The 21,731-nt window shown below is 60.6% G+C and carries 19 protein-coding genes; 12 read left to right on the top strand and 7 right to left on the bottom strand.

The window, feature by feature from the left end:
• Positions 1 to 561 precede the first annotated feature (561 nt).
• Together JTF07_RS12895 and JTF07_RS20915 are read left to right on the top strand one after the other, a co-directional pair.
• Positions 562 to 1,734: an FUSC family protein gene (locus JTF07_RS12895; protein ID WP_252199775.1), complete on the top strand. Its 1,173-nt coding sequence runs from the start codon at positions 562 to 564 to the stop codon at positions 1,732 to 1,734.
• The gene (locus JTF07_RS20915) at positions 1,731 to 2,387 is read left to right on the top strand and encodes a GNAT family N-acetyltransferase (protein WP_204234651.1); all 657 of its coding nucleotides are present in this window, start codon (positions 1,731 to 1,733) and stop codon (positions 2,385 to 2,387) included. The genes JTF07_RS12895 and JTF07_RS20915 overlap by 4 nt, the downstream gene beginning before the upstream one ends.
• Before the next feature lie 281 nt (positions 2,388 to 2,668).
• Here the strand turns inward: JTF07_RS20915 and JTF07_RS12885 are convergent, their stop codons facing one another.
• The 5 genes from JTF07_RS12885 to JTF07_RS12865 form a co-directional block, all read right to left on the bottom strand.
• Complete coding sequence (locus tag JTF07_RS12885; protein ID WP_204234650.1) at positions 2,669 to 3,634, bottom strand: EamA family transporter; 966 nt, start codon at positions 3,632 to 3,634, stop codon at positions 2,669 to 2,671.
• Positions 3,627 to 3,935 carry a CGNR zinc finger domain-containing protein gene (locus JTF07_RS20910; protein ID WP_353843966.1) on the bottom strand — a complete coding sequence of 103 codons (309 nt, stop codon included), beginning with the start codon at positions 3,933 to 3,935 and terminating at the stop codon, positions 3,627 to 3,629. The genes JTF07_RS12885 and JTF07_RS20910 overlap by 8 nt, the downstream gene beginning before the upstream one ends.
• Positions 3,936 to 4,725: 790 nt before the next feature.
• A complete protein-coding gene (locus tag JTF07_RS12875) occupies positions 4,726 to 6,126 on the bottom strand; it encodes an AAA family ATPase (protein ID WP_204234648.1) in 1,401 nt (466 codons plus the stop codon).
• A gap of 54 nt (positions 6,127 to 6,180) precedes the next feature.
• Positions 6,181 to 6,507 carry a hypothetical protein gene (locus JTF07_RS12870; RefSeq protein ID WP_204234647.1) on the bottom strand — a complete coding sequence of 109 codons (327 nt, stop codon included), beginning with the start codon at positions 6,505 to 6,507 and terminating at the stop codon, positions 6,181 to 6,183.
• A 134-nt stretch (positions 6,508 to 6,641) separates the two neighbouring features.
• Positions 6,642 to 6,947, bottom strand: coding sequence for a hypothetical protein (locus JTF07_RS12865; RefSeq protein ID WP_204234646.1), 306 nt, complete (start codon positions 6,945 to 6,947; stop codon positions 6,642 to 6,644).
• Between the two features lie 356 nt (positions 6,948 to 7,303).
• On the opposite strand from JTF07_RS12865, the gene JTF07_RS20905 reads away from it, so the two are divergent.
• The 5 genes from JTF07_RS20905 (at position 7,304) to JTF07_RS12840 (ending at position 11,417) form a co-directional block, all read left to right on the top strand.
• Complete coding sequence (locus JTF07_RS20905) at positions 7,304 to 7,468, top strand: antitoxin VbhA family protein (RefSeq protein ID WP_353843959.1); 165 nt, start codon at positions 7,304 to 7,306, stop codon at positions 7,466 to 7,468.
• Positions 7,469 to 7,477: 9 nt separating this feature from the next.
• Positions 7,478 to 7,951 (top strand): Fic family protein, encoded by a 474-nt coding sequence (locus JTF07_RS12855; RefSeq protein ID WP_204234644.1) that lies wholly within the window; start codon positions 7,478 to 7,480, stop codon positions 7,949 to 7,951.
• Between the two features lie 1,157 nt (positions 7,952 to 9,108).
• On the top strand, positions 9,109 to 9,519 hold the full coding sequence (locus JTF07_RS12850) for an MmcQ/YjbR family DNA-binding protein (protein ID WP_204234643.1): 411 nt from the start codon (positions 9,109 to 9,111) through the stop codon (positions 9,517 to 9,519).
• Between the two features lie 14 nt (positions 9,520 to 9,533).
• Entirely contained in the window at positions 9,534 to 10,484 is a 951-nt protein-coding gene (locus JTF07_RS12845; protein ID WP_204234642.1) for a phosphoglycerate dehydrogenase, read from the top strand.
• A gap of 81 nt (positions 10,485 to 10,565) precedes the next feature.
• Complete coding sequence (locus JTF07_RS12840) at positions 10,566 to 11,417, top strand: aldo/keto reductase (protein ID WP_204234641.1); 852 nt, start codon at positions 10,566 to 10,568, stop codon at positions 11,415 to 11,417.
• Positions 11,418 to 11,455: 38 nt separating this feature from the next.
• Here the strand turns inward: JTF07_RS12840 and JTF07_RS12835 are convergent, their stop codons facing one another.
• Positions 11,456 to 12,166: a TetR/AcrR family transcriptional regulator gene (locus tag JTF07_RS12835; RefSeq protein WP_204234640.1), complete on the bottom strand. Its 711-nt coding sequence runs from the start codon at positions 12,164 to 12,166 to the stop codon at positions 11,456 to 11,458.
• Positions 12,167 to 12,298: 132 nt separating this feature from the next.
• Here JTF07_RS12835 and JTF07_RS12830 point away from each other — a divergent pair, with 132 nt between their 5' ends.
• The 3 genes from JTF07_RS12830 (at position 12,299) to JTF07_RS12820 (ending at position 15,597) form a co-directional block, all read left to right on the top strand.
• Positions 12,299 to 13,246, top strand: a complete 948-nt coding sequence (locus JTF07_RS12830) for a ketopantoate reductase family protein (protein ID WP_252199774.1) — start codon at positions 12,299 to 12,301, stop codon at positions 13,244 to 13,246.
• Positions 13,247 to 13,304: 58 nt separating this feature from the next.
• Positions 13,305 to 14,015: a hypothetical protein gene (locus JTF07_RS12825; protein ID WP_204234639.1), complete on the top strand. Its 711-nt coding sequence runs from the start codon at positions 13,305 to 13,307 to the stop codon at positions 14,013 to 14,015.
• 100 nt (positions 14,016 to 14,115) lie between these two features.
• Positions 14,116 to 15,597, top strand: coding sequence for a PepSY-associated TM helix domain-containing protein (locus JTF07_RS12820; RefSeq protein ID WP_204234638.1), 1,482 nt, complete (start codon positions 14,116 to 14,118; stop codon positions 15,595 to 15,597).
• Between the two features lie 56 nt (positions 15,598 to 15,653).
• Here the strand turns inward: JTF07_RS12820 and JTF07_RS12815 are convergent, their stop codons facing one another.
• Positions 15,654 to 17,057 (bottom strand): SLC13 family permease, encoded by a 1,404-nt coding sequence (locus tag JTF07_RS12815; RefSeq protein WP_204234637.1) that lies wholly within the window; start codon positions 17,055 to 17,057, stop codon positions 15,654 to 15,656.
• Positions 17,058 to 17,531: 474 nt separating this feature from the next.
• On the opposite strand from JTF07_RS12815, the gene JTF07_RS12810 reads away from it, so the two are divergent.
• Together JTF07_RS12810 and JTF07_RS12805 are read left to right on the top strand one after the other, a co-directional pair.
• A complete protein-coding gene (locus JTF07_RS12810) occupies positions 17,532 to 18,695 on the top strand; it encodes a pyridoxal-phosphate-dependent aminotransferase family protein (RefSeq protein WP_204234636.1) in 1,164 nt (387 codons plus the stop codon).
• 73 nt (positions 18,696 to 18,768) lie between these two features.
• Positions 18,769 to 21,678 (top strand): FAD-binding and (Fe-S)-binding domain-containing protein, encoded by a 2,910-nt coding sequence (locus JTF07_RS12805; RefSeq protein WP_204234635.1) that lies wholly within the window; start codon positions 18,769 to 18,771, stop codon positions 21,676 to 21,678.
• The last annotated feature ends 53 nt before the right edge of the window (positions 21,679 to 21,731 follow it).

The raw sequence follows: 21,731 nt of genomic DNA, 5'->3' as shown, positions 1-21,731 counted from the left end.
ACTGCTGCGGGACGAAATCGCAAGGGACAGTGAACAACGGCGAAGAATCGCATGTTTTGCAGTTGCATCGGGGATCCAAAAATCTCGCGTATTCAGCAACGCAGGTGTCACTGCTCCCACTCTCGACCGGTGGCTTCAAGACTATAGGCCGGACGACACTGAATCGGGGCCCAAGCGATTGCTACTCAGGCGCCTACAGATCCTGAACACACAAATACGATCTAACACGAGCGACCTGAGGGTCCTCGCGACCGAGGCCACCATAGTTACAGGTAATGTTTCCCAAGTCGCGAAAGCGACAGGTCTGTCCCGACAGGCCATCTACCGCTGGCTCAAGATTCACCACGCGGCTAATAATTAAGATTCGACCTCTCACATTACGGAGGGGAGTTCATGTTGATTCCTCAACTCGTCATGAGACCTGGTTGCACCGTTGCAGCACCCGCGGATCGCCGACCTGTACCGATACGCTCAAGCATCGCGAAGGCAATAACACTTGCGGCCTCAACGATATAAAATTTGACTACACTTGAGTCCGCTTCTCAAAATAAGGATCGACTATTGGCTGAAGACATGAAAGAACGAGTAGCAGCCCTCGTTAAGCAACCCGAACTTGTCACCGACCTGTTCCAGATCATCAAGAGCGTCGTCGCTGCTACTGGTGCCTGGTGGTTATCTGCCGCTGTCTTGAGCTCGCAGATGCCGTTTCTGGCCCCGTGGACAGCGCTACTGACAGTCCATGCCACCGTCTACCGGTCACTATCTCGAGGAGCTCAGTCGACAGTCGCCTCGACAATCGGTGTGGCCTTGTCCTTCGTCATCGGTCACTACCTGGGCGTGAGCATTTGGACTTTTGCTCTTGCGCTCCTGATCGGTTTGATCGGTGCAAGGTTTTCGTGGATCCGCGATGAAGGCATCGCTATTGCCACCACTGCGATCTTCGTCCTCGGCAGTGGCTTCGGCAGTCAGCAACCTCTCCTCCTCGAACGCATCGGCGAAGTCGCATTGGGAGTCGCTGTCGGACTGGTGGTCAATTTGATCATTGTCCCTCCACTCCGCGATCGCCAAGCCGCGAGATACATTGACAACATCAACCGCCGTATGGGCGATGTCCTCATCAACATGTCTCAAGAGTTCAGCGATTCCTGGGACACTGATCGAGCCGACGACTGGTTTCGCGAAACAGAATCGATGAGTGATGAACTCAGCACTGCCTGGCAAACAGTACGATTCGCAAAAGAAAGCCGGAGAGCCAACCCCCGCGGTAACTTGCGCAGATCGATTCAACCAAAACGCCCAGACGACGAGCAAATGAACACCAATGAAGAGAGTTACGAGAATATTCTTCAGCGTGTCGACGAGGGCATTTCACATCTTCGACATCTGGCCCGAACCCTTCGCGAAGCAACTTATGCAAACGGTGAGTGGGACACACGGTTTCGCAACAAGTGGTCAAAGATCGTCAGAGACGCTGGCCGCGCCATTGGCGACCCTGATTCTGAAGTCGAGCCGATCTATGACCGGTTGGAGATGTTGGCCGATGACATGTCCAATGCTCAGAATCTCCCCGCCACGTCATGGCCTCTCTACGGTTCGTTGATTACCAGCATGCGACATATTGCCGTGATAGTCGACGATGTCGCATCTGCTCGAGAGGCGCGAGAAGTCAACGATGCAAAAGCTGACAAGCAATCACCCACCGGAACGCTTCTCCACGGCGAGGATTCCTCATGAGCATTTGCGCAGTCGTGTGGTGTGACCGTGCCGTGGTGGCGCGTGGCCTGTGCAGGCGGTGTTATGCGCGCTGGTGGCGTGGAGTCGATTCGCTTGGCTCACCGAGACGCTACGCAACGAGAGAGGACAAGGAAAGACTGCGCTACGAGGTCATCCAGCGTGGTAGGGGCGGCGAAAGCACTGCCGATATCGCTTCAGGCGTAGGCGTCAAAGCGGCACTAGGCTGGACGACACCGCCCACATTGCCTGAAGTCACCGAACTCGTTGAGGCTCTGGCCACCGATCCGGATAGTGAGTCATGCGTTGTCGTCGCAGAGACTGAGAGCCAGGTCGCTGCGTTCGGCTATTGGCGCCGCTACCACCGTCCCACGTACAGGCCGCACGCTGACTTAGAGAAATTAGCGGTCGCCCCTTCCTTCGCAGGAAGAGGACTCGGGAGACGTGTGCTCCGTCAACTCATCGAACAAGCAAGAGTTATCGGGATAGAGCAACTTACTTTGGACTTCCGTGGAGATAACCAGGTCGCAAAGCACTTGTACCTCTCGGAGGGATTCAAGGAGTACGGTCGTCTTTCTGACTTCGTCGCCCCAGGCGACGGTAGACGTCTGGATTCAGTCCTTCATGTACTGAAGCTTCGCGAAGCGCATTGTTGATGGTTCGTCCTCCCTGCCAGTTGAGGACGCACTCCGCGACATCGTCGAGACCGCTGGCCTCCTCGTATTCGGCTTCTGACGCAACATGTAGCGACCGCATGGCCACGCTACTTACCAAGGCGACTCACTCTGGTTCGGACCCCAAGTTGAGCGTCTGGTAACCAACCGCCTCACTACCCATGGGTTTTGAGACAGCAGAGTTAAGAGACACTTCTCTTCGTCACCAGACTTAAAAAGCTGCCGCAAACCGTTGACAAGTCGCGACTATGGGCGCGAATGCATTACGGAGTCCCAGTTGGTCCCAGGCGTTGGTGACGCTGTGGTTGGCGGAGCTCGTGTCGGCGTTCGCCCATCGCAGTACCAATTGTGAGTCCCGCGCCGGCCAGACAAATAGCGATGAGTCCCAATATTGCAGACATGGTGAGGACCTGACCCAACGCAATGAGACCGACAACAGCTCCGGCTACCGGATCCAGAGCAAAAAGCGTGCCGACGAGAGCAGGCCCACCAAAGCGCAGCGCCTGATAATCACAGGCAAATGGCAACGCGACACCCAGCGCACCCAACAAGATCAGCGTCCCAATCTGACTCCCATTCGCAGGAGCATTTCCGACCACGAGGGTCGGCAATAGGACAACCGCAGAAACACAGACCGAGAGCGACAAATCACCTAAGCCTGCCTGCGCGGACCGCCCTAACAGATGCGACAGAATCGTATAGCCGGCCAGGGAAGCAGCGGCGAGAAGGGCGAGCAGAATCCCGACGATTGATTCCACAGACCCCTGGTCGGGTCGAGTGATCGCAATGACACCTACCAACGCGATAGCTGGCCACACCAGCAGGCGTGCTCGTCTGAGGCTGGCTACCGCGACGAGGAAAGGGCCAAGGTAGAACAGGGCGGCTGCAATCCCGAGCGGGATTCGCTCGACAGCAAGATAGTAACTCGTGTTCATCGCGGCCATCGCTATCCCCAGCAAAACGATGAGAGCCCACCGTCCTCGACTTCGACCACGCAAGCGTGGACGAAAGATCAGCACGAGAGTCGCCGCGCCGATCAATTGCCTCCATGTGGCCACACTGATGGGGCTCATATCATCAAAGAGCGTCGTCGCTACCGCAGCCGATCCCTGGATAGCGAAGCATGACAAAACAACAAGAACGACCGCAACGACAGGCCACGTACGTTTGCGCGAACACTGCGAAAGGGAGGACGGGTCTATTCTGCCAGCGTCATCAGGGTCACTCATGCGCGTCACCACCCTTTTTCTTACGGTAGCGACGGGCCTTCGCCTGGCCACCACACAGTTGCATAGAGCACCACCGGCCCGTGCCTGGCCGTGATGCATCCCAAAAAACCCATTGGCACTCCGGGTTGGCACATACTTTCAAGCGCGCTGTCTGGCCTGTTCGCGTACCCACGGCCAATTCCAGGCTGAGCCAGCCGGTAAGAGCGTTTACCCAGCCGCCTTCGGGAACGAACTTCACACCGCGGTCAGAGATCTCCAGAGAGCATGGAGATGAGAATCTTGGCGGTTCTGTTTCGTTCATTTCGGGGTGTGGGTACGTGTTACTGGTGTCTGATGTGATGGTTGGCAGCGTCCAGCAGGTTGTGCAGCCGAGAGTTGCTCTTAAAGCGGCGCGGGCGCTACGGAGCTTTATGAGGTCATCGAGGTGCATCGATTGTGGCCTGGCTGGCAATGAGTCGTACGCGTCCTGGTCGATTTTTCGGAGGACTGCGTCTGCGAGGCCGATCTCGGCGAAGTCATCGCGCTGCCGATAGCAATCCAATGTGTTGGCGAACTGCCGTACAAGCTCGAGGCCACCGGGGGCCGGAGTGGATGGGTCCCAGCCCGCTGTTCCTTCTTTCGTCACCATTTAATAAGGTTAACAGGTGATTAGGTTTACTCGTGAGTTCGCGTGAAGGAGGGTATTCATTTCCTCCTATTGAGCGCAATCCCGAGCAGTGCCGCTTCGAACGATCGTGTGCGACTGGGATAGGCAATTCATTGGGTAGGGCCATTGACTGACCTCGAAGCACAATGAAGTCAGGAGCCGTGCGGTGATTGGCGGCGCTACTAGCGTTGGACCGCTATGCTGCCGCGAGCGGCGCATCCGGAGATCGGGACTGATGCCGCGGCTTTGGAAAAGTGTCCCGAACTTCCTCCGACGCAATACCAATGAGTTTCGCGACATATTGGTTACGAGACACTCCTGAAGGACTCGAGCCAGTAGGGGTGACACTGAACCTTGCATCAGTCGCCTTTGCGCACGAGCCTTGCTTGACATATCAAAGTCGCACCTGGTGAGACGCTGTCTCGACGATCGCGTGGGTGTGTGGTCATTGCGATTCGTCGTCTTCTGAGTTCATTGCCTCACGTAGCTGTGTCGCTTCGGCAGACAGAGCTTTCACCGCTTCCAAAAGATGGTTATCAGCTGGTTCCTCGTCTGCGTCTAGAGCCAGTAGTACTGCACGCCGGACCGCTTCTTTAGCAAAGGAACCCGTCGTACCCTCCGCAGCTTTCGCAGCCTGAGTGATTCCTTCCTCAGTAAACGCCAAGCCGGCACTATAAACGGTGAAGAGGCGTTTGCGTAGTTTGGTAGTGGGCAAGGCCACCTCGACAGCAAGATCTATTCTTCCCGGCCGCATCGCGAGAGCCTCTTCGAGCACGTCCACCCGGTTAGTAGTGAGGACGAACGCGATATCAGCATCGTCTCCCAAACCATCGAGGACATCGAGGATCTCAAAGAGCACCGACCGCTCACCCTCATTGAAGTCACGGTCCTCAGCAACAAGATCGGCATCTTCGAGAACGATAATTGCTCGCCCGAGAGCTCGTGCCGCCGTGGCAGCAGCGCGGATCTTCGAAAGAGACTCACCCTGGAGGAGAATCGCCGTAGTCTCTTTCGCCTGTGAGAGGAGATATCGCACCGTTAACGTCTTACCCGTCCCGGGCGGGCCATAGAGCAGCACCCCGCGAGACAAATGCTGGCCCACAGCACGAAGCCTCTGTGCTCTCTCACTGATGCCCAGAACGGTTGCCTCGATCTTCTCGAGCCTGCCCTTTGGCAGAACCACATCGTGGGCATCAACGTGGGGACGAGAGTGGAATTCGATACTGAGTGAGTCTGATCCAAACTCTTCCGACAAAAAACTAACGACTTGCCCTTGCAATACCGAGTTGCGCGAAACGAATCCATTGATGTTGGCCAGGGTCTCGCGTGCAAGCTGATGGTTACCGCAGACGATTTCGACGACGATGTTCTGCGTATCACCGGGCCCGTCTTCGAGCTCGGTCGCGAAGACAACGACGGGGATTGTGCCGATTCGCAACAGGCGAAGTGCGTTCGTGGCTACATGTCTGACTGTTCCTGGTCCTGTGGGAACGGCGCGGCGCTGGATCGCGCCGAGCTCGTAGACACTGTAGTGATTGGCCAAGAGGTCACTGATGCCACTGGCATCTTGGGAGGGGATGACACCGCGAAGGTCCTGCTCCTCGGCGAGTTCATCAAGGGCCGTATCAATCTCGACCCACTGCCAGCGGGCGAACTCCTGGCGCACGGGATCGAGTGTACGTGGATCCGTGCCCAGGTGGGCTCCGAGTTCCGCAGCGATATGGTCGCGAGAGGCTTGCGTGGCGCAATGGTCCATCGTTTCGAGGAACGCTTGAAACTGTTTCGCGAACAGGCTGATATCAACTGGCCCGGGGGCGGCATGTCCATGGCTTGAGGCATCGGTCATGGCCACAATCCTAGGCCGGACTCAGCAAACTTGCTGGTGGCCACGGCGAGGCGCCTAACCTTCCTGCGATGAATTGTTGTCCTGCGGGCCACGTTGTTCAGTTGAAGAGGCTGCGGGTAACGATTGTTTCATCACCTGCGGGCGGGTCATCAGTGTGATCCACCACAGCAAGGACCCTAAGAAAAACGGTAGCGTCACAATCCACGAAAACACAGCCACTGCCACTGTCGTGACCCACCCTTCTTCACCCATTTGCGACCAAACTGAAACCCCGACACTGAATGCCATTAACACCCCTGTGGCCGCAAGGAGCAAGAAGTACACAACCTGCCATACCCGCTTGCGTGGGTACATTCTCTTAGACAACGAGTGAGTGCTCATGATGTTGCCTCCATAGGTCCTGGTTCAAGTCATTCGCTATTCGTCACCGCGTCAGGCCCATTCTCTTCTGTCGTCGATCCCGCCACAGATTGCAGACCCCAAGACTGACCCACAAGACGGGGTGATAACTCGCCTCATTTGCTGAGGCCAGGGAACTCTGGGTACTGGCGAGGGACAAACTTCTCTGATTCTGGAAGATCTTGGTCGTCAATGACTCGTAGTGTTCTGCCTGTTTCGATGTCAACTGTCACAGTTTTCGGGCTTTCACTTTCCAGATACACTCGCAGTTCGTCAGGTGTCGTCACGTGAGTCGAGGCCGATACTGCGACGCCATCGACTACTCGGAACCCTTCAAATGCCGTACTGGCTAGCCCCGGAACAGCAGGGACAAGCAACAGAACCGCAATCAGCGGGATAACAACCATTCGCGCTATCATCATAAACTCACCTTACTGACTGAATTCGCTTCGAAACGAGAAGGCTCACCCGGCAATTTGGCCTGATGGGACTGTTGCAACATTTGAGACATCCAGGGCGGTGTGAAGAGTCAAAAGAAGCATCTCGAAACCAATCGTCTACGGGACACAGCAGGGAAGCGCCAATACATTGTGCCGAAATATATGTCCCGAAATGGTTGTCCCGTATTCCCGTCGGGTCTGTCTATTTCGGTACGTAGGGGTAGGCTAGTAATAGCAGGTAGAACTATTGAGGAAGGGCGCAGTGCATTACGGTAGCCACCCAGGCGCCAACAAAGCCACTGGATCTCGAGGCGAAGTGGCCGGAGATCTTCGATAGTATGACGCCGCGCCAGGTGCACACCGTTGTTCAGATCGTTGCGTCAAGCTGGCATGAGGGACGCGAGCCCGAGCGTGAGCACACCGCCCGTCTTGCTGCTCGTGTCCGGGGTGATCTGTCCAAGGCGGAGTATCGCCGCCTCGAGGGACTGCCGCCGGCCCGCTGACTCTGACACATGCCTCCGCTCACTCCTAAGGAGCAAGCCCGCTGGGACTCGTACTTGCCGTACGAAGACCAGCGGGTTTTGTTGAACATCCCAGAGATCACGAGTTACGAGGCATGGAAGCAGGCAGAATACTCGCACGCGGAGGATCAGCTGGTCGACATTGCGTCCGGCGCGATAGAGATCCCTGCGACGTTCGACGTTAACCACGCCAAGGCAGTCCATCAAGCACTGTTCGATGGATTCTACGAATGGGCAGGGGAGTGCCGGCAGGTGCCTCTCAGCGATGGACGGATCGAATTCGCTCCATATGACGAGATAGTGTCATCACTTGCTGAGGCAGGGGCCCACTTCAAGCAGCACTTAGAAGTCGGAGGTGATCGCGAAGCATTCATCATCGCCGCGTGCGAAGCGACAGCACGCTGGAATTATGCCCACCCCTTCCGGGAAGGCAACGGTCGGACCATGAAAGTCGTTCTCGATTAATTCGCTGATTCAACGCCGTGGCAGTTCAAATTCGACAGGGTGACTCCGGGCAAGTGGAACACCGCTTCGATGCTGTCGATGCCGGCACCGGATACGCAATGGCAACCTCAGCCGCAGAACCTCCGTGATGTGTTTAACCGGATCACTGTAGGCCGGGCTGAACTGGGCTCCGGAGCCGACGGTGACGGTCGTGGCGCTCGACTAGAGATGCTGAGGGTTGCGGACTCGCAAGCGGCTGCGGCGATCGAGCAGGCCTTTAAAAACCATGTTGACGGGATTCATCGGAGGCATGGTCATATGCCACCGGACGCGGGGGCATCACACTACCGACCACCACAGCAACGCTCAACAGGTCAAGGTCTTGAACGTTAGAAGCGTAGTGGGAGCGTTGACTGGAAAATGGAACGGAACAGGATTCTATAAAAACTATAAACTCTATAAACTTCTATAAATAGTCTTTGCGAGTTTTGGGAAAGTGGTTACTGAGGAGTCTGCCGTTCGAGATTCCTTCGGTTCCTGATGAGTCTGCCAAGTAGTCACCGTTCACTCCAACGTTCGGCGCGATCCCACCGTTGCTGGCGGATCGGCAGAACCTGATCACTGGTTTTGCCTGTGCCCTTGATAGTGGACCTGGTGCGGGGCGGGGGGAGAGAGAGCAACCCTGGTGACCGGGACTCGTGGTGTGGGGAAGTCGGTCATGCTGTGAGTCTTCCGTGAGGTTGCGGATTCTCGGCAGTGGTTGACGGTCGGCGCTCAGGCCACACCGGGCTTTGTTGATCGATTAACGACTGCTCGACTGCCAGAGGCTCTGCTGAAGATGGACACCGTTAACACGAGGTAGACGCGCGTTAAATGTGGCAGTTTCTCGGCATTGGGATTTGGTGGCAGTGTCAATACCGAAACGGAGAACATAGCACCGGTGACACCGGACTTCCAGCACCAGCTCATGCGCACTCTCGAGATCCTTGATGAGCATGGAACGGGTCTGTTGCTGACTCTGGACGAGGTGCACCGGTCACAGTTAGGGGCGTAAGCATCGAGACACGGGTGCTACGTCGAAAGACACGTGCCCACACCCGGGTCTCGACACAACATCTGTATCTCGACGGTGGTTGGTCGCCCTAGCCATCTTTGGTGACGCGACGTAGTGTGAATTCATGGCGCATCCACAGATGTTCGATGATGACGACCCTCAGCTGGCGCGCCTTCGAGAGATCGCTTTGAGCCTTCCTGAGGTGCAGGAGAAGGTCTCGCATGGGCGACCCGCGTTCTTCACGAAGAAGATCTTCGCTCATTTCGGGGGCACACGGAAGCTCGTCACGGGTGGCATGGAACAGCATCCGCAGGCGCTGCTCATCCTGCCTGATCCGATGGACGCCGAGGTGCTGATGGAGCGACCGGACGCCTTCGTTCCCATGTATCTGGGTCCCACGGGGTGGATCGGTCTCGAGCTCCAGGCGCTCGACAACGATGACGTCCATGAGCTGCTTACCGGTTCCTATCGGAATACCGCTCCGGCAGGTCTGGTCCGCCAGTTGGCTTCGGAGGCGCCGCCTTCGCAGACGTAGCTATCCTCGAACACATGAGCAATCGCATCGTCATCACCTCCGACTATCTCCGCCCAGGCGACACCGTCGACGCGATGCTGCGGGAGCGCGGTCTCGAACCGGTCTATTCGCCGGCGGGTGGGCATCGCACGGATGAAGAGAAGCTGGACCTGTTCCAGTCAGCAGTCGGTGCAATTGCTGCGAGTGAACCGATCACCCGCGACATGCTCGCATCCGCACCAGCGCTGAAAGTCCTCGCCCGTGCCGGTGTCGGCTACGACAACGTCGACACCGATGCAGCCGTTGAGCTCGGAATCCGTGTGTGCAACACTCCAGAGGTCAACCACCACGCCGTGGCCGAGATGGCGCTCGCCCTCATGCTTGCCTGTGCCCGCCGGCTCAACACCGTGCTGCCCGGCGTGGCCGATGGCGGATGGCCCCGCGCGGCGGGAACCGAGCTGCGGAGCAAAACGCTCGGCATCATCGGCTACGGTCCCAGCGGACGGGCGATCGCCGCGCTCGGTGTCGCGCTGGGAATGCGTGTCCTCGTCTCCACGGCGCATCCCGACGCAGGCGCCGACGTATCGGCGGGAATCGAGTTCGCCGATGTCGACACGACGATCGGGGCTGCCGACTACCTGTCTCTTCACAGCCGGGCGGGTAAGGGTGATCCGATCATCGGCGCCGCAACGTTCACAACGATGAAGGACTCTGCGATCCTCATCAACACGGCCCGCGGGTCACTCGTCGATGAAGAGGCGCTGGTCGCCGCGCTCAAAGCAGGGGAGATCGCCGGTGCAGGGCTCGACGTTCTGCAGTGTGAACCTATCGCGAAGACCAATCCGCTGCGAATGATGAGCAACGTCGTCATCACCTCGCACCTCGCCGGACAGACGCTCGAAGCCCGGGAACGCGCCGGGGTCGCGGCAGCTCAGGCCGTCATCGACGTCCTCGACGGGAAGACGCCCAGGGGCGCGGTCGTCTGAGCTCAAGGAGTTCGGCACACCGAGACCCCGCTGCCGCGTGACCTCTGGCACGAACCACCTCGGCGGTCATAGGGTTGGGGCATGTCCACTTCAGAGCACAGCTCAGCGATTCCGACCCTTGAACTCAACGACGGGACGACCATCCCCCAGATCGGCCTCGGCACATATGCCATGCGCGACTCCGAGGGCATCGGCGCGATCATCGCTGGCATCGACAACGGGTACCGGCTCCTCGATACTGCGGTCAACTACGAGAATGAGCGCGAAGTCGGTCGCGCCGTCATCGATTCCACGGTCGGTCGGGACGAGCTCTTCATCACGAGCAAGGTTCCGGGCCGTCACCACGGCTTCGACGAATCGATCGCCAGCACCGAGGAATCTCTGGCCAGGCTCGAACTCGAGCGCCTCGACCTTCATCTCATCCACTGGCCAAACCCCAGCGTAGGCAAGTACGTCGAGACCTGGCGCGGCCTCATCGAGCTGCGCGAACGCGGCCTGGTGACCTCGATCGGCGTCTCGAATTTCACCGAGCCCATGCTCGAACAGCTCATCGCGGAGACCGGGGTGACCCCGGCGGTCAACCAGATCGAGCTCCACCCCTACTTCCCGCAGACCGAGCTCATCAGCTTCCACAAATCCATCGGCGTCCAAACAGAATCCTGGTCACCGCTGTACCGCGATCAGGGCCTGTTCGACGAGGCTCCCATCGCCGAGGCGGCTCAGGCTCATGGGGTCGAGCCGGCTCAGGTGGTTCTGCGCTGGCACCTCGAGGTCGGCAGCCTGCCGATCCCCAAGTCGGCCAACCCTGACAGGCAGAGACTCAACGCCGATATCTTCGGCTTCTCTCTCACCGCCGCCGAGGTGGCCGCCATCTCCGGCCTAGAGCGCGGTCGGATGAAGAACCGTGACCCGCTGACCCACGAAGAGATGTGAGCACTTACCTGCGCTGATCGGTCACCGAGGTTGAACGCTCACTGGGGCGCGGCGAAGACTTCGCCGACCCTCATACGGCTTGGTCTGGGAAGTGATCGTCCGGCTGGCCGACCATTCGCCTCGAAACTCTGGAGCAGATAGGCGATGAGCCGTCGGGAGAGGTCGTGAGCATGCTCGGGCGGGGCCTCGCTGATGCCGCCGTTGGCCAGGAAGATCAGCAAGAGGTCGCTGGGGTTGAAGTCGGGTCGGAGCCCGCCTGATTTCTGCGCACGTTCGACCAGGTCTGCGAAGACGGCTTCCGCACGCAGGCGCTTCTCATCGATCCCCGCGTCCTCGGAGAACGCTGAGAGAAACGCCTCGGTGAACCCGCGGTCCTCGATCTGCATCCGGCCGAGATCCTCGACGAACGTGCAGAAGCCATGCCAGGGGTCCGGGTCTGCAGCGGCTTCTTCGAGGACTGATTCGCAATGTGTCAGCTGTGTGGCGAAGACCTCGGCGATGAGTGATCGGCGGTCAGGGAAGCGGCGGAAGAGCGTTGCAGCACCTACGCCGGCCCGGCGGGCGATCGCGGTCATGGGCACCTCAATGCCTCTTTCGGCGATGATCTCGCGTGCCGCTGCGAGGATGCGCGCCCTGTTGTCCGCGGCATCCGCACGCAGCTTCGGGCGGACGGAGTCATGCCCGTCTGAAACAGCACCGTCTGAATCGTTTGGCGCTTGCTGCGCATCGAACTGAGTCGTCTCGGCCATTTCTTCTCTCACTTCCGTGAAAACGGAATGCGTCGATGGGATCACTGCTTAGTCTAGACGTAAGTGGAAACCATCTTCCACATATTGTGGAGACGTGAAGAGCGTTGAACGGCGCGGAGGAAAGGCGCAGATATGAAGATTCTGATGTTCGGCCGCGGAGTCATTTCGACACTGTACGGATGGGCCCTGGAGAAGGCAGGAAACGAGGTCGACTTCTATGTCCGCCCCGGACGTGCCGCCGACTTCGGATCATCGGTCGACCTGGACATCAGGGACGGCCGGGCCTCGAGGAAAGGGAAGCCGGTTCACGAGAATTGGCCCATCACACTGCGAGAGGACCTCGAACCGGATCACGACTACGACCTCATCATCGTAAGCGTCAATCACGACCAGCTGGACAGCGCGGTCGACTTCCTCCACACTCGGGTCGGCGGGGCCACAATCCTCATCTTCAACAACGTCTGGGCCGACCCTGCGGCTGCAGTCTCGCGGCTGCCCCGCGAGCAGATCACTTGGGGATTTCCAACTGGTGGAGGTGGCTACGACGTCAACACTCTGCACGGCGGATTCGTCAGAAGCATCGTCCTCGGCGATATCGACGGGTCGAGCCGCACTGACCGGCACCGCGTCGTCCGTGACCTTCTCACCAGAGCCGGGTTCTCAATCTCCGACATCGCGGACTTCCGCAGCTGGCTCTGGTTCCACTTCATCCTCGATGCCGGAATCATGGTCGGATGGCTGCGGATGGGAAGCTTCGATGCGCTTGTGCAGTCGCGTTCCGCGCTGCGGGAGGTCGTGCGCCTCGTGCGGGAGATGATCCCCGTCCTCACTGCGAAGGGCGGGACTTCGAGACTCGGCGCTGCGGCAGCAAGGTACATCCCTTCCAGCGTCGTCGGTTTCGCAGTGCAGAAGATGCTGACCGGCGACAACATGTACACCTTCATCATGAACCAGGCGCAGATCACCGGCCGCAATGACTACAAGGCGAAGGCAGACTACCCTCGGGATGTTCTCGCCGACGCCCGCCGCCTCGGAGTCGCCGTTCCCCGACTGGAGGCCAACGAGCCGGCGTTCAGGTGATGTCCCGCGAGTTCGCCGCCGTCGAGGTGGGCTCGCCGATTGTGTGAGAATGTTCCCTGTGAGCTCGGAGCCGGAGGACCCGCATGCGCCGCAGCGCCAGCGCGGACTGAGGTACCAGCGCGGACTGCGGGGGACCGCGGCCGCTGTCTTCGCCACGTTTGTGGCGCTGGCCTCTCACATGATCGGCGGTGGCGCGCTGCCTTCCGCCATGGGTATCGTGGTCCCCTTGGCGCTGTCGATGCTGGTCTGCGTCCTCCTTGCGGGTCGCAGGTTGTCGTTGCTTCGGCTGTCCTTGTCTGTGCTGGCCAGCCAGTCGCTGTTCCACCTTCTCTTCTCCGTCTTCACTCCGAGGACAGGAAGCCCGACTCCGGCGAACGCACTTGAGCGACATGCGATGCACCATTCGGATTCGGCGACCATGATCGGATCCCTGTCCGGTCCAGGGCAGGGATCGTTGTCAGGAATGTCCGGCACCATGAGTGCGACGGAGGGCGGCATACATGCGCATACGTCACCGGCCATGCTTTCGGCCCACCTCCTCGCAGCTGTCCTCACGATCGCCATGATCTATTGGTCGGAGACGCTGCCGGCGAAGATCGCCAGCTTCGTCCGGCTCGTGATCCACGCGCTTCTGCCCACTGCGGTGCGGCCGATGCCGGTTCCGAACGGACCGAGGCCCCACCTCGGCGTCTCCCGAATCCTGCCTCGCCACCTCGGCGTTCTGCGCTCTCCTGTCCTCACTCGAGGTCCACCCGTGGAAGCTTTCTGACCCCTTCATCACTGACCTCAGCGTCGGCGGAAATTCGCCGGCGCGCGCTCGCCTGACCGAATTTCACGGCGGCAGAGCGCTCTTCACAGAAAGCTTCACCATGACCACCTCTCTGACATCCCTGCCTGAAAACAGGCCGAACGATCCTCGACCATATGCCCGAGGCTGGCTCGGTCAGCTCTTGCGCCGCCTTCACTTCTATGCCGGAATCTTCGTCGGTCCCTTCATCCTCATCGCGGCGCTCAGCGGCGCCCTGTATGCGATCAGCCCGCAGATCGAAAAGGTCGTCTATGCAGATGAGCTGACCTCTCAGGAGACAGGCCCCGCCCTGCCGCTGGCCGACCAGGTCGCGTCCGCGACAACCTACACCGGGGGAGGCGAGATCATCAGCGCCGTGCGTCCGGCACCGGAACCTGGAACCACGACCCGGGTGATGTTCGAGGACCCGAACCTGGACGAAAGCGAATCCCGGGCGATCTTCGTCGATCCCACCACCGCCGAGGTGACGGGGGACCTGACCGTGTACGGGACCTCGGGATCCCTGCCCTTGAGAACCTGGGTCGATCAGCTGCACCGCAGCCTTCACCTCGGCGATTTCGGGCGGTACTACAGTGAACTCGCCGCGTCTTGGCTGGGCATCATCGCAGTCGCGGGATTGTGCCTGTGGGTGATGCGCGCCCGCAGGGCTCGGAATGCTTCAGCGATGCTGCGGCCGACCATGAAGCACAAGGGACTTCGCCGCACCTTCTCCTGGCACGCCTCTGTCGGAGTGTGGGCGGCGGTCGGGATGCTGTTCCTGTCCGCGACCGGGATCACCTGGTCCCAGCTGGGCGGAGACAATGTGACGAAGCTGCGGGCGGCGCTGGACTGGTCGACGCCGGCGGTCTCGACGGATCTCGGTCGAGACTCGGCAACGGGGGAGTCGGACGCTGGAAGCCACTCTGGCCACACCGGTCACGAGGGCAATGCCGGCCACGAGGACGGCGCTCACAAAGGACAAACTGATGCGGCCGATACTGGCGGAATCGACCCGGCCGATTTCGACATGACGCTGGCCATGGCCCGCAATATCAACGTCAACACCGGACTCGTCGAAATCCTGCCGCCGGCCGATGCTGAGTCCGCGTGGGTCGTCCAAGAGATCCAACGCAGCTTCCCCACCGAGGTCGATGCCGTGGCCATCGACGTCGACACCATGGAGGTCACCGATCGTGTCGACTTCTCCGACTACGGGTTTGCCTCGAAGCTCGCACGATGGGGCATCGACATGCACATGGGAACGATGTTCGGCCTGGCCAACCAGATCGTCCTCGTCGTCCTCGCAATCGCAATCGCGTCCATGGTCGTGTGGGGCTATGTGTTGTGGTGGCAGCGCCGACCCAAGCATGATCCAAGTCGGAACTTCGGGGTCACACCTGTCCGTGGTGCGTTGGCTTACGCACCCTGGTGGTCGGTGGCTGCAGTGGCGCTCGTTGCCGTGGCGATTGGGGTATTCCTGCCGATGGTGGGGGTCAGCCTGCTTGGGTTCCTCATCGTTGACGGGGTGCTGGCGATGTCGGCGAGGAGGCGAGCCCGACGCTGAGACCAGAACGCCGGACCGAGTGATCTCGGTCCGGCGTTCATTCCCCTGTTGGCAGATCAGCCCCAACCGGGAACGACGAAGATGAGCCAAGTGACGATCGGTGCGATGAGAACCATCGAGAAGCCCCACCTCATGAGCTGCTTGAAGACCTGATCACGCTGCTCCTCCGGCGAGTTCGCGACGACCAGCGCACCCGAGGTGGAGAAGGGGCTCGAGTCGACCACCGAGGACGAGATGGCCAGGGCGATGATGAGGCCGATCTCACCAACACTGCCGGTGAGGAGGAACGGCACGGCCAGCGGGATGAGAGCGCCGAGGATGCCGGTTGTCGAGGCGAAGGCCGAGACGACGGCACCGATGAAGCAGATGAGCAGCGCCGCGAAGAGCGGAGCTCCCATGTCGGCAACGAGGTTGCCCAACCAGTCGATGGTGCCCAATCGCTCCATGAGTTCGACGTAGGTGACGATGCCGCAGATGAGGAGCACCGTGGGCCAGGCGATCTTGCTGACCGCTCCCTTGCTCACCTTCGGTGAGAAGAACGAGATGATGACGGCGATGCAGATCGCTGTGAAGCCGACGTCCTGGTTCAGCGGCGGAACCACCATGACCGCCAAGACGATGAGGCCGATGAGGGTGACGATGCGATTGCGATCCAGCGTGGTCACCGGTTCATCGGTGTCCTCGTCCTTGACCATGGTCGTCTGCACCGACCTGCGTGCAGCGCGACGCTGCGGATCATTGCGCGGGACCTTCGGTTGAGCGCCGGCGACGGTGCCGCCACTGTCTCTTTCTTGATCGCCGGCGTCGGTGCCGGTGCCGTGCACGTCCTCCAGGCCGTGGCCCATATCCCGCTTGCCCAGCAGATCACGTCCGCCGAAGAGGAAGAAGCAGACGAGGCCGAGCAGGACGTTGAAGACGAAGGAGGCGAGAAACAGGAGTACAGGGCTGCCAGGCAGGTCATTGCGCTCGACGACCTGGTTGGTGATGGTGCCGAAGATGCTCAGCGGTGAGAAGCCGCCGGCAGTGGCACCGTTGATGATCATGAGGCCCATCAGCAGCGGCCGGATGTCGTAGCGACGGGCAAAGCCCATGCCGATAGGAGCGATGATCGCAATGGCGGCGGGAACTACGGAGCCGAAGCCCGAGAGGAGCGCGGTGACGACGAAGAACACCCACGGGATCAGAGCGATTCTGCCTCCCACCGCCTTGACGAGGACATGAACGAGCCAGTCGACCGTTCCATTGTCCTTCGCCAGAGCGAACAGATACGTCACGCCGACGAGTATGAGGAAGAGGTCGGCCGGGAACCCGGACAAGAGCGTGTCGGCATCCTCCCCGAGGACGAAGGTGCCGAAGAGGAAGGTCGCCATGAGAGCCAGCGCACCCATATGGACCGAGACGAAGGTGGCGATGACGAACAAGGCCACGAGGACGAGGATGGACGCGAGTTCAAGAGACACAATTCGCTCCAATGCGATGTGTAGAGTCACCGGAACAGCCTCTTTGCCGCCCCGTACTTTCCATGATGCGGAATCTTGATGGACCTTTTGTGAAAGTTTGCCCCCATCGGACTGATGAGTCAAGGGTTTCCCGACTAATGGGAAAAGGCAGCCGTCGATGCGCCTGATTCATGCATTCGTGCTGGTGAGGGCATCGTGGTCCACCCTGCGTACTACCCATTTTCTGATCGCTCTCCGTGTGGTAGCGTAAAATGAAACCTTTGTATCGCATCGTGGAATCAGAGAGGATTCTCCGACGATGAACCCGGCAGCAGAAGTCATCAGACACCGTTTCGCCAGCTCGGTCGTGACGAGCCTCGCCCCTCTGCGTCCGGCTCTCACCCATCCGTACTCTGCTTCTCGGCACCTCCTGGCCGCTCGGCCGAACTCGACTCACACTCCGTGCCGATCGGCACGCGAAAGGGATGGAAGATCATGACTCACAGCGGACGGCACTATCTCCAGATCCCAGGGCCCAGCAATGTCCCCGACTCCGTGCTGCGAGCCATGTCCATGCCCACGATCGATCATCGGGGCCCGGAGTTCCAGGAGCTCTTCTCACAGGTCCTGACCGGAGTCGCCGATATCTTCCGAACCTCCAATCAGGTCATCATCTACCCGGCGACGGGCACCGGAGCCTGGGAAGCCGCGCTGGTCAACACGTTGAGCCCAGGCGATGAGATCCTCTGCTACGAGACCGGCCACTTCTCCAGCCTGTGGAAGGCCATGGCCGAGAAGTGGGGCCTCAAACCCACGATGATCGAAGGTGACTGGCGCACAGGAGCTGACCCGGAGAAGATCAGTGCAGCCCTGGCTGAGGACACCGCCCACCGGTTCAAGGCAGTCTGTGTGGTCCACAACGAAACGTCGACCGGAGTGACGAGCCGCATTCCCGAGATCCGCCGCTCCATCGATGCTGCAGATCATCCCGCACTGCTCATGGTCGACACGATCTCCTCGCTGGGATCCGTTGACTATCGTCACGACGAATGGGGCGTCGATGTCACAGTGTCCGGTTCCCAGAAGGGGCTGATGCTGCCACCGGGAATGTCGTTCAACGCTGTCAGCGACAAGGCTCTCGACGCTCACGAACGCTCAACTCTGCCCAAGTCCTTCTGGAACTGGACCGAGATGCTAGCTTCCGGGAAGAACGGGCAGACCCCCTACACTCCGAACACGAACCTCCTCTACGGACTCAAGGAAGCCTTGCGAATCCTCAATGAGGAGGGAATGGACAACGTTTTCGCCCGCCATATCCGCTTCGGTGAGGCGACCCGAGCAGCGGTCGACGCCTGGGGGCTCGAGGTGTTGTGCACGAACGAGAACGAGCACTCCCCGGTCCTCACCGCCGTGCTCATGCCCGAGGGCTTCGACGCCGACGAGCTGAGGAGAATCATCCTCGAGAGGTTCAACATGTCTTTGGGCGCGGGACTGTCGAGACTCAAGGGAAAGATCTTCCGCATCGGCCACCTCGGCGATCTCAGCGACCTGACACTGGCCGGAACCCTCTCCGGTGTGCAGATGGGCCTGCAGCTGGCAGGCATCAAGGTCGATCCCTCGGGTGTCAAGGCCGCGCTCGACATCCTCCGGGACACGTGAGGGGCGGTCCCACCTGCACGGCAACGCTTCACCCAATGAGTCAGCCTCCGCACGATCGATTGGTGAGAAGACAATGGGCGACTTCATCGCAGACCTGACCCACGCCATTGCAGGCACGGTCGACACCTCGGCGCGCAGGCGAGCCGAATATGCGGTCGACGCCTCGAACTACCGCGTGCCTCCGCAGGCCGTCGTGTTCCCGACGACGACGGCCGATGTCACAGCCATCCTCGACGTGGCACGGTCCCATGACGTGCCGATCACCTCCCGCGGTGGAGGCACGTCTCAGGCGGGCAATGCCATCGGAACCGGCGTCGTCATCGACTTCTCCCGACACCTCAATCGGGTCCTCGACATCGACCCCGTCGCCAAGACCGCACGTGTGGAACCCGGCGTCCTCATGAGCGACCTGCAGAAGGCCGGTGCCCCGCACGGTCTGCGCTTCGGACCCGATCCGTCGACGAAGAACCGGGCCACGATCGCAGGCATGATCGGCAACAACTCCTGCGGGCCACACGCGATCTCCGCGGGTCGGACCGTTGACAACGTCGTCGAACTCGACGTCATCGATGGGTTGGGACGACGCTTCACCGCTGGCGAGGGACTCGACCCGGTCACCGGGCTGAGCGATCTTGCGGCGAGCCACCTCGGCGTCATCCGCACCGAATTCGGTCGCTTCAGCCGACAGGCATCGGCCTATGCGCTGGAACACCTGCTGCCGGAGAACGGACCCAATCTCGCACGGTTCCTCGTCGGCAGCGAGGGCACTCTGACGACGACGCTGGAAGCCGTGGTCTCCCTCGGGGACGTGCCGAACTCACCGACCGTCCTGGCCCTGGGCTACTCGGACATGTTCGTCGCCGCCGACGCGGTCCCACGCGTGCTGCCCTACGGACCACTTGCCGTCGAAGGCATCGACTCCCGTCTCATGGACATGGTCCGCGCCCACAAGGGCAAGGACGCAGTCCCCGAACTCCCCGCCGGTTCCGGATGGCTGCTCATCGAGGTCGCCGGAGCCACCGCCGCCGAGGCTGTTGCGAACGCGCAGGTCATCGCCGACGACTCCGGCACAGATTCCTACCGGATCATTCCTGCCGGCCCAGAGGCCTCGACTCTGTGGGGCATCCGGGCCGACGCAGGGGGACTGGCCGGGCGCACCGAGAAGGGCGACCCAGCCTGGACAGGATGGGAAGACGCTGCGGTTCCCCCGGACGTCCTCGGCGACTACCTGCGTGAACAGGACGAGCTGATGAACAGCTACGGGGTCGTCGGACTGCCCTATGGCCACTTCGGCGATGGCTGCGTGCACATGCGCACGAACTTCCCCTTCGACCAGCCGGACGGCACCAAGATCTTCCGCAGCTTCCTCATGGACGCCGGCCGACTCGTCACCAAGTTCGGAGGATCGGCCTCCGGTGAACACGGCGACGGCCGCGCCCGCTCCGAACTGCTGGCTCTGCAGCACTCCGCCGAAGCCATCACCGCATTGGAACAGGTCAAGCGTCTCTTCGACCCGGAGATGCTGCTCAACCCCGGCGTCATCGTCGATCCGCTGCCGCTTGACCAGGATCTGCGCCGGCCGCAGGCGATCTCGATCCAGGCGGCCAGCGGGTTCTCCTTCTCCCATGACAAGGGAAGCTTCACCGATGCGGTGCACCGCTGTGTGGGGGTCGGCAAGTGCCGTGCGGATACCACTGGTTCCGGTGGTTTCATGTGCCCGTCATATCTGGCCACGCGCGATGAGAAGGACAGCACTCGGGGACGCGCCCGCGTGCTTCAGGAGGTCACCAACGGCGGCCTCATCGACGACTGGAACTCCGCAGCCGTGCACGAATCGCTGGACCTGTGTCTGAGCTGCAAGGCGTGTGGCAGCGACTGCCCTGCCGGTGTCGACATGGCCCAATACAAGTCGGAAGTCCTCCACCGCACGTACAAGGGAAAGGTCCGGCCGCTCTCGCACTACTCGCTGGGCTGGCTGCCCACATGGGGCAAGGCCCTGACCGCGGTTCCGGGTCTCAGTGCAATCGCGAACGCAGCACTGTCGTTGCGGCCCTTGGCCAAACTCGTGTTGGCAGGTGGCGGGATGGATACCCGGCGCGGCATGGTCAGCTTCAACACTCAGCGCTTCTCCCGCTGGGCGAAGAAGAACGTCACGGAGGCCCAGGCCCGTGACGAGTTGGTGGGAGAACACTATGTGCGCAGTTCAACGGTGCGACGCGAACACAGGCCGCAGGTCCTTCTCTGGGCGGACTCATTCTCCGAGTACCTCTCGGATGCTGGGGCCAAAGCGACCATCGCAGTGCTGGAGGCCGCCGGTTTCGAGGTTCTGCTGCCGGAGTCACAGGCATGCTGCGGCCTGACTCTGATCTCCACCGGTCAGCTTGATGCGGCACGGGCCAGGCTGACCCACACCATGGAGGTGCTGGTCCCGTATGCGCAGAAGGGGATCCCCATTGTCGGCATCGAGCCGAGCTGCACCGCTGTGCTGCGCAGCGACCTGAAGGACCTGTTCCCCGATGACACTCGGGCCAGCCTGATCGCGGCGCACACCTCCACCATCGCCGAGGTGCTGGTGGAGTCGGACATCGATGTGCCTGATCTGTCCGGCCGGACCATCGTCGTCCAGCCGCATTGCCATCAGCACTCGGTCATGGGCTTCGCCGCGGATCGAAAGATCCTCGAACGCACCGGAGCCACCATCCGCGAACTGGCAGGGTGCTGTGGGCTGGCGGGCAACTTCGGAATGGAAGCCGGTCACTATGAGGTCTCCGTCGCTGTGGCTGAGAACGCGCTGCTGCCGGGACTGCGTGACGCTCCGGAGAACTCGATCTTCCTGGCCGATGGCTACTCGTGCAGAACCCAGGCGAATGATCTCGCAGAGGTGCAGGGCATGACCCTGTCCCAACTGCTGACAGGGGCTGCTGCGGGCTCCGACCACTCCGCGAGGGCGAAGCGGCTGCCGGAGGGTGTTGGGGTCCGATAGTGCGAATCGACCGGGCTTGCCGATGACATGGTCCGGAACGCACAGGTGCGACG

Source organism: Brevibacterium sp. RIT 803, assembly GCF_016892625.1.
Taxonomy (GTDB): domain Bacteria; phylum Actinomycetota; class Actinomycetes; order Actinomycetales; family Brevibacteriaceae; genus Brevibacterium.
The sequence above is the reverse complement of the archived record's forward strand: the minus strand, read 5'-3'. Positions and strand labels throughout refer to the sequence as shown.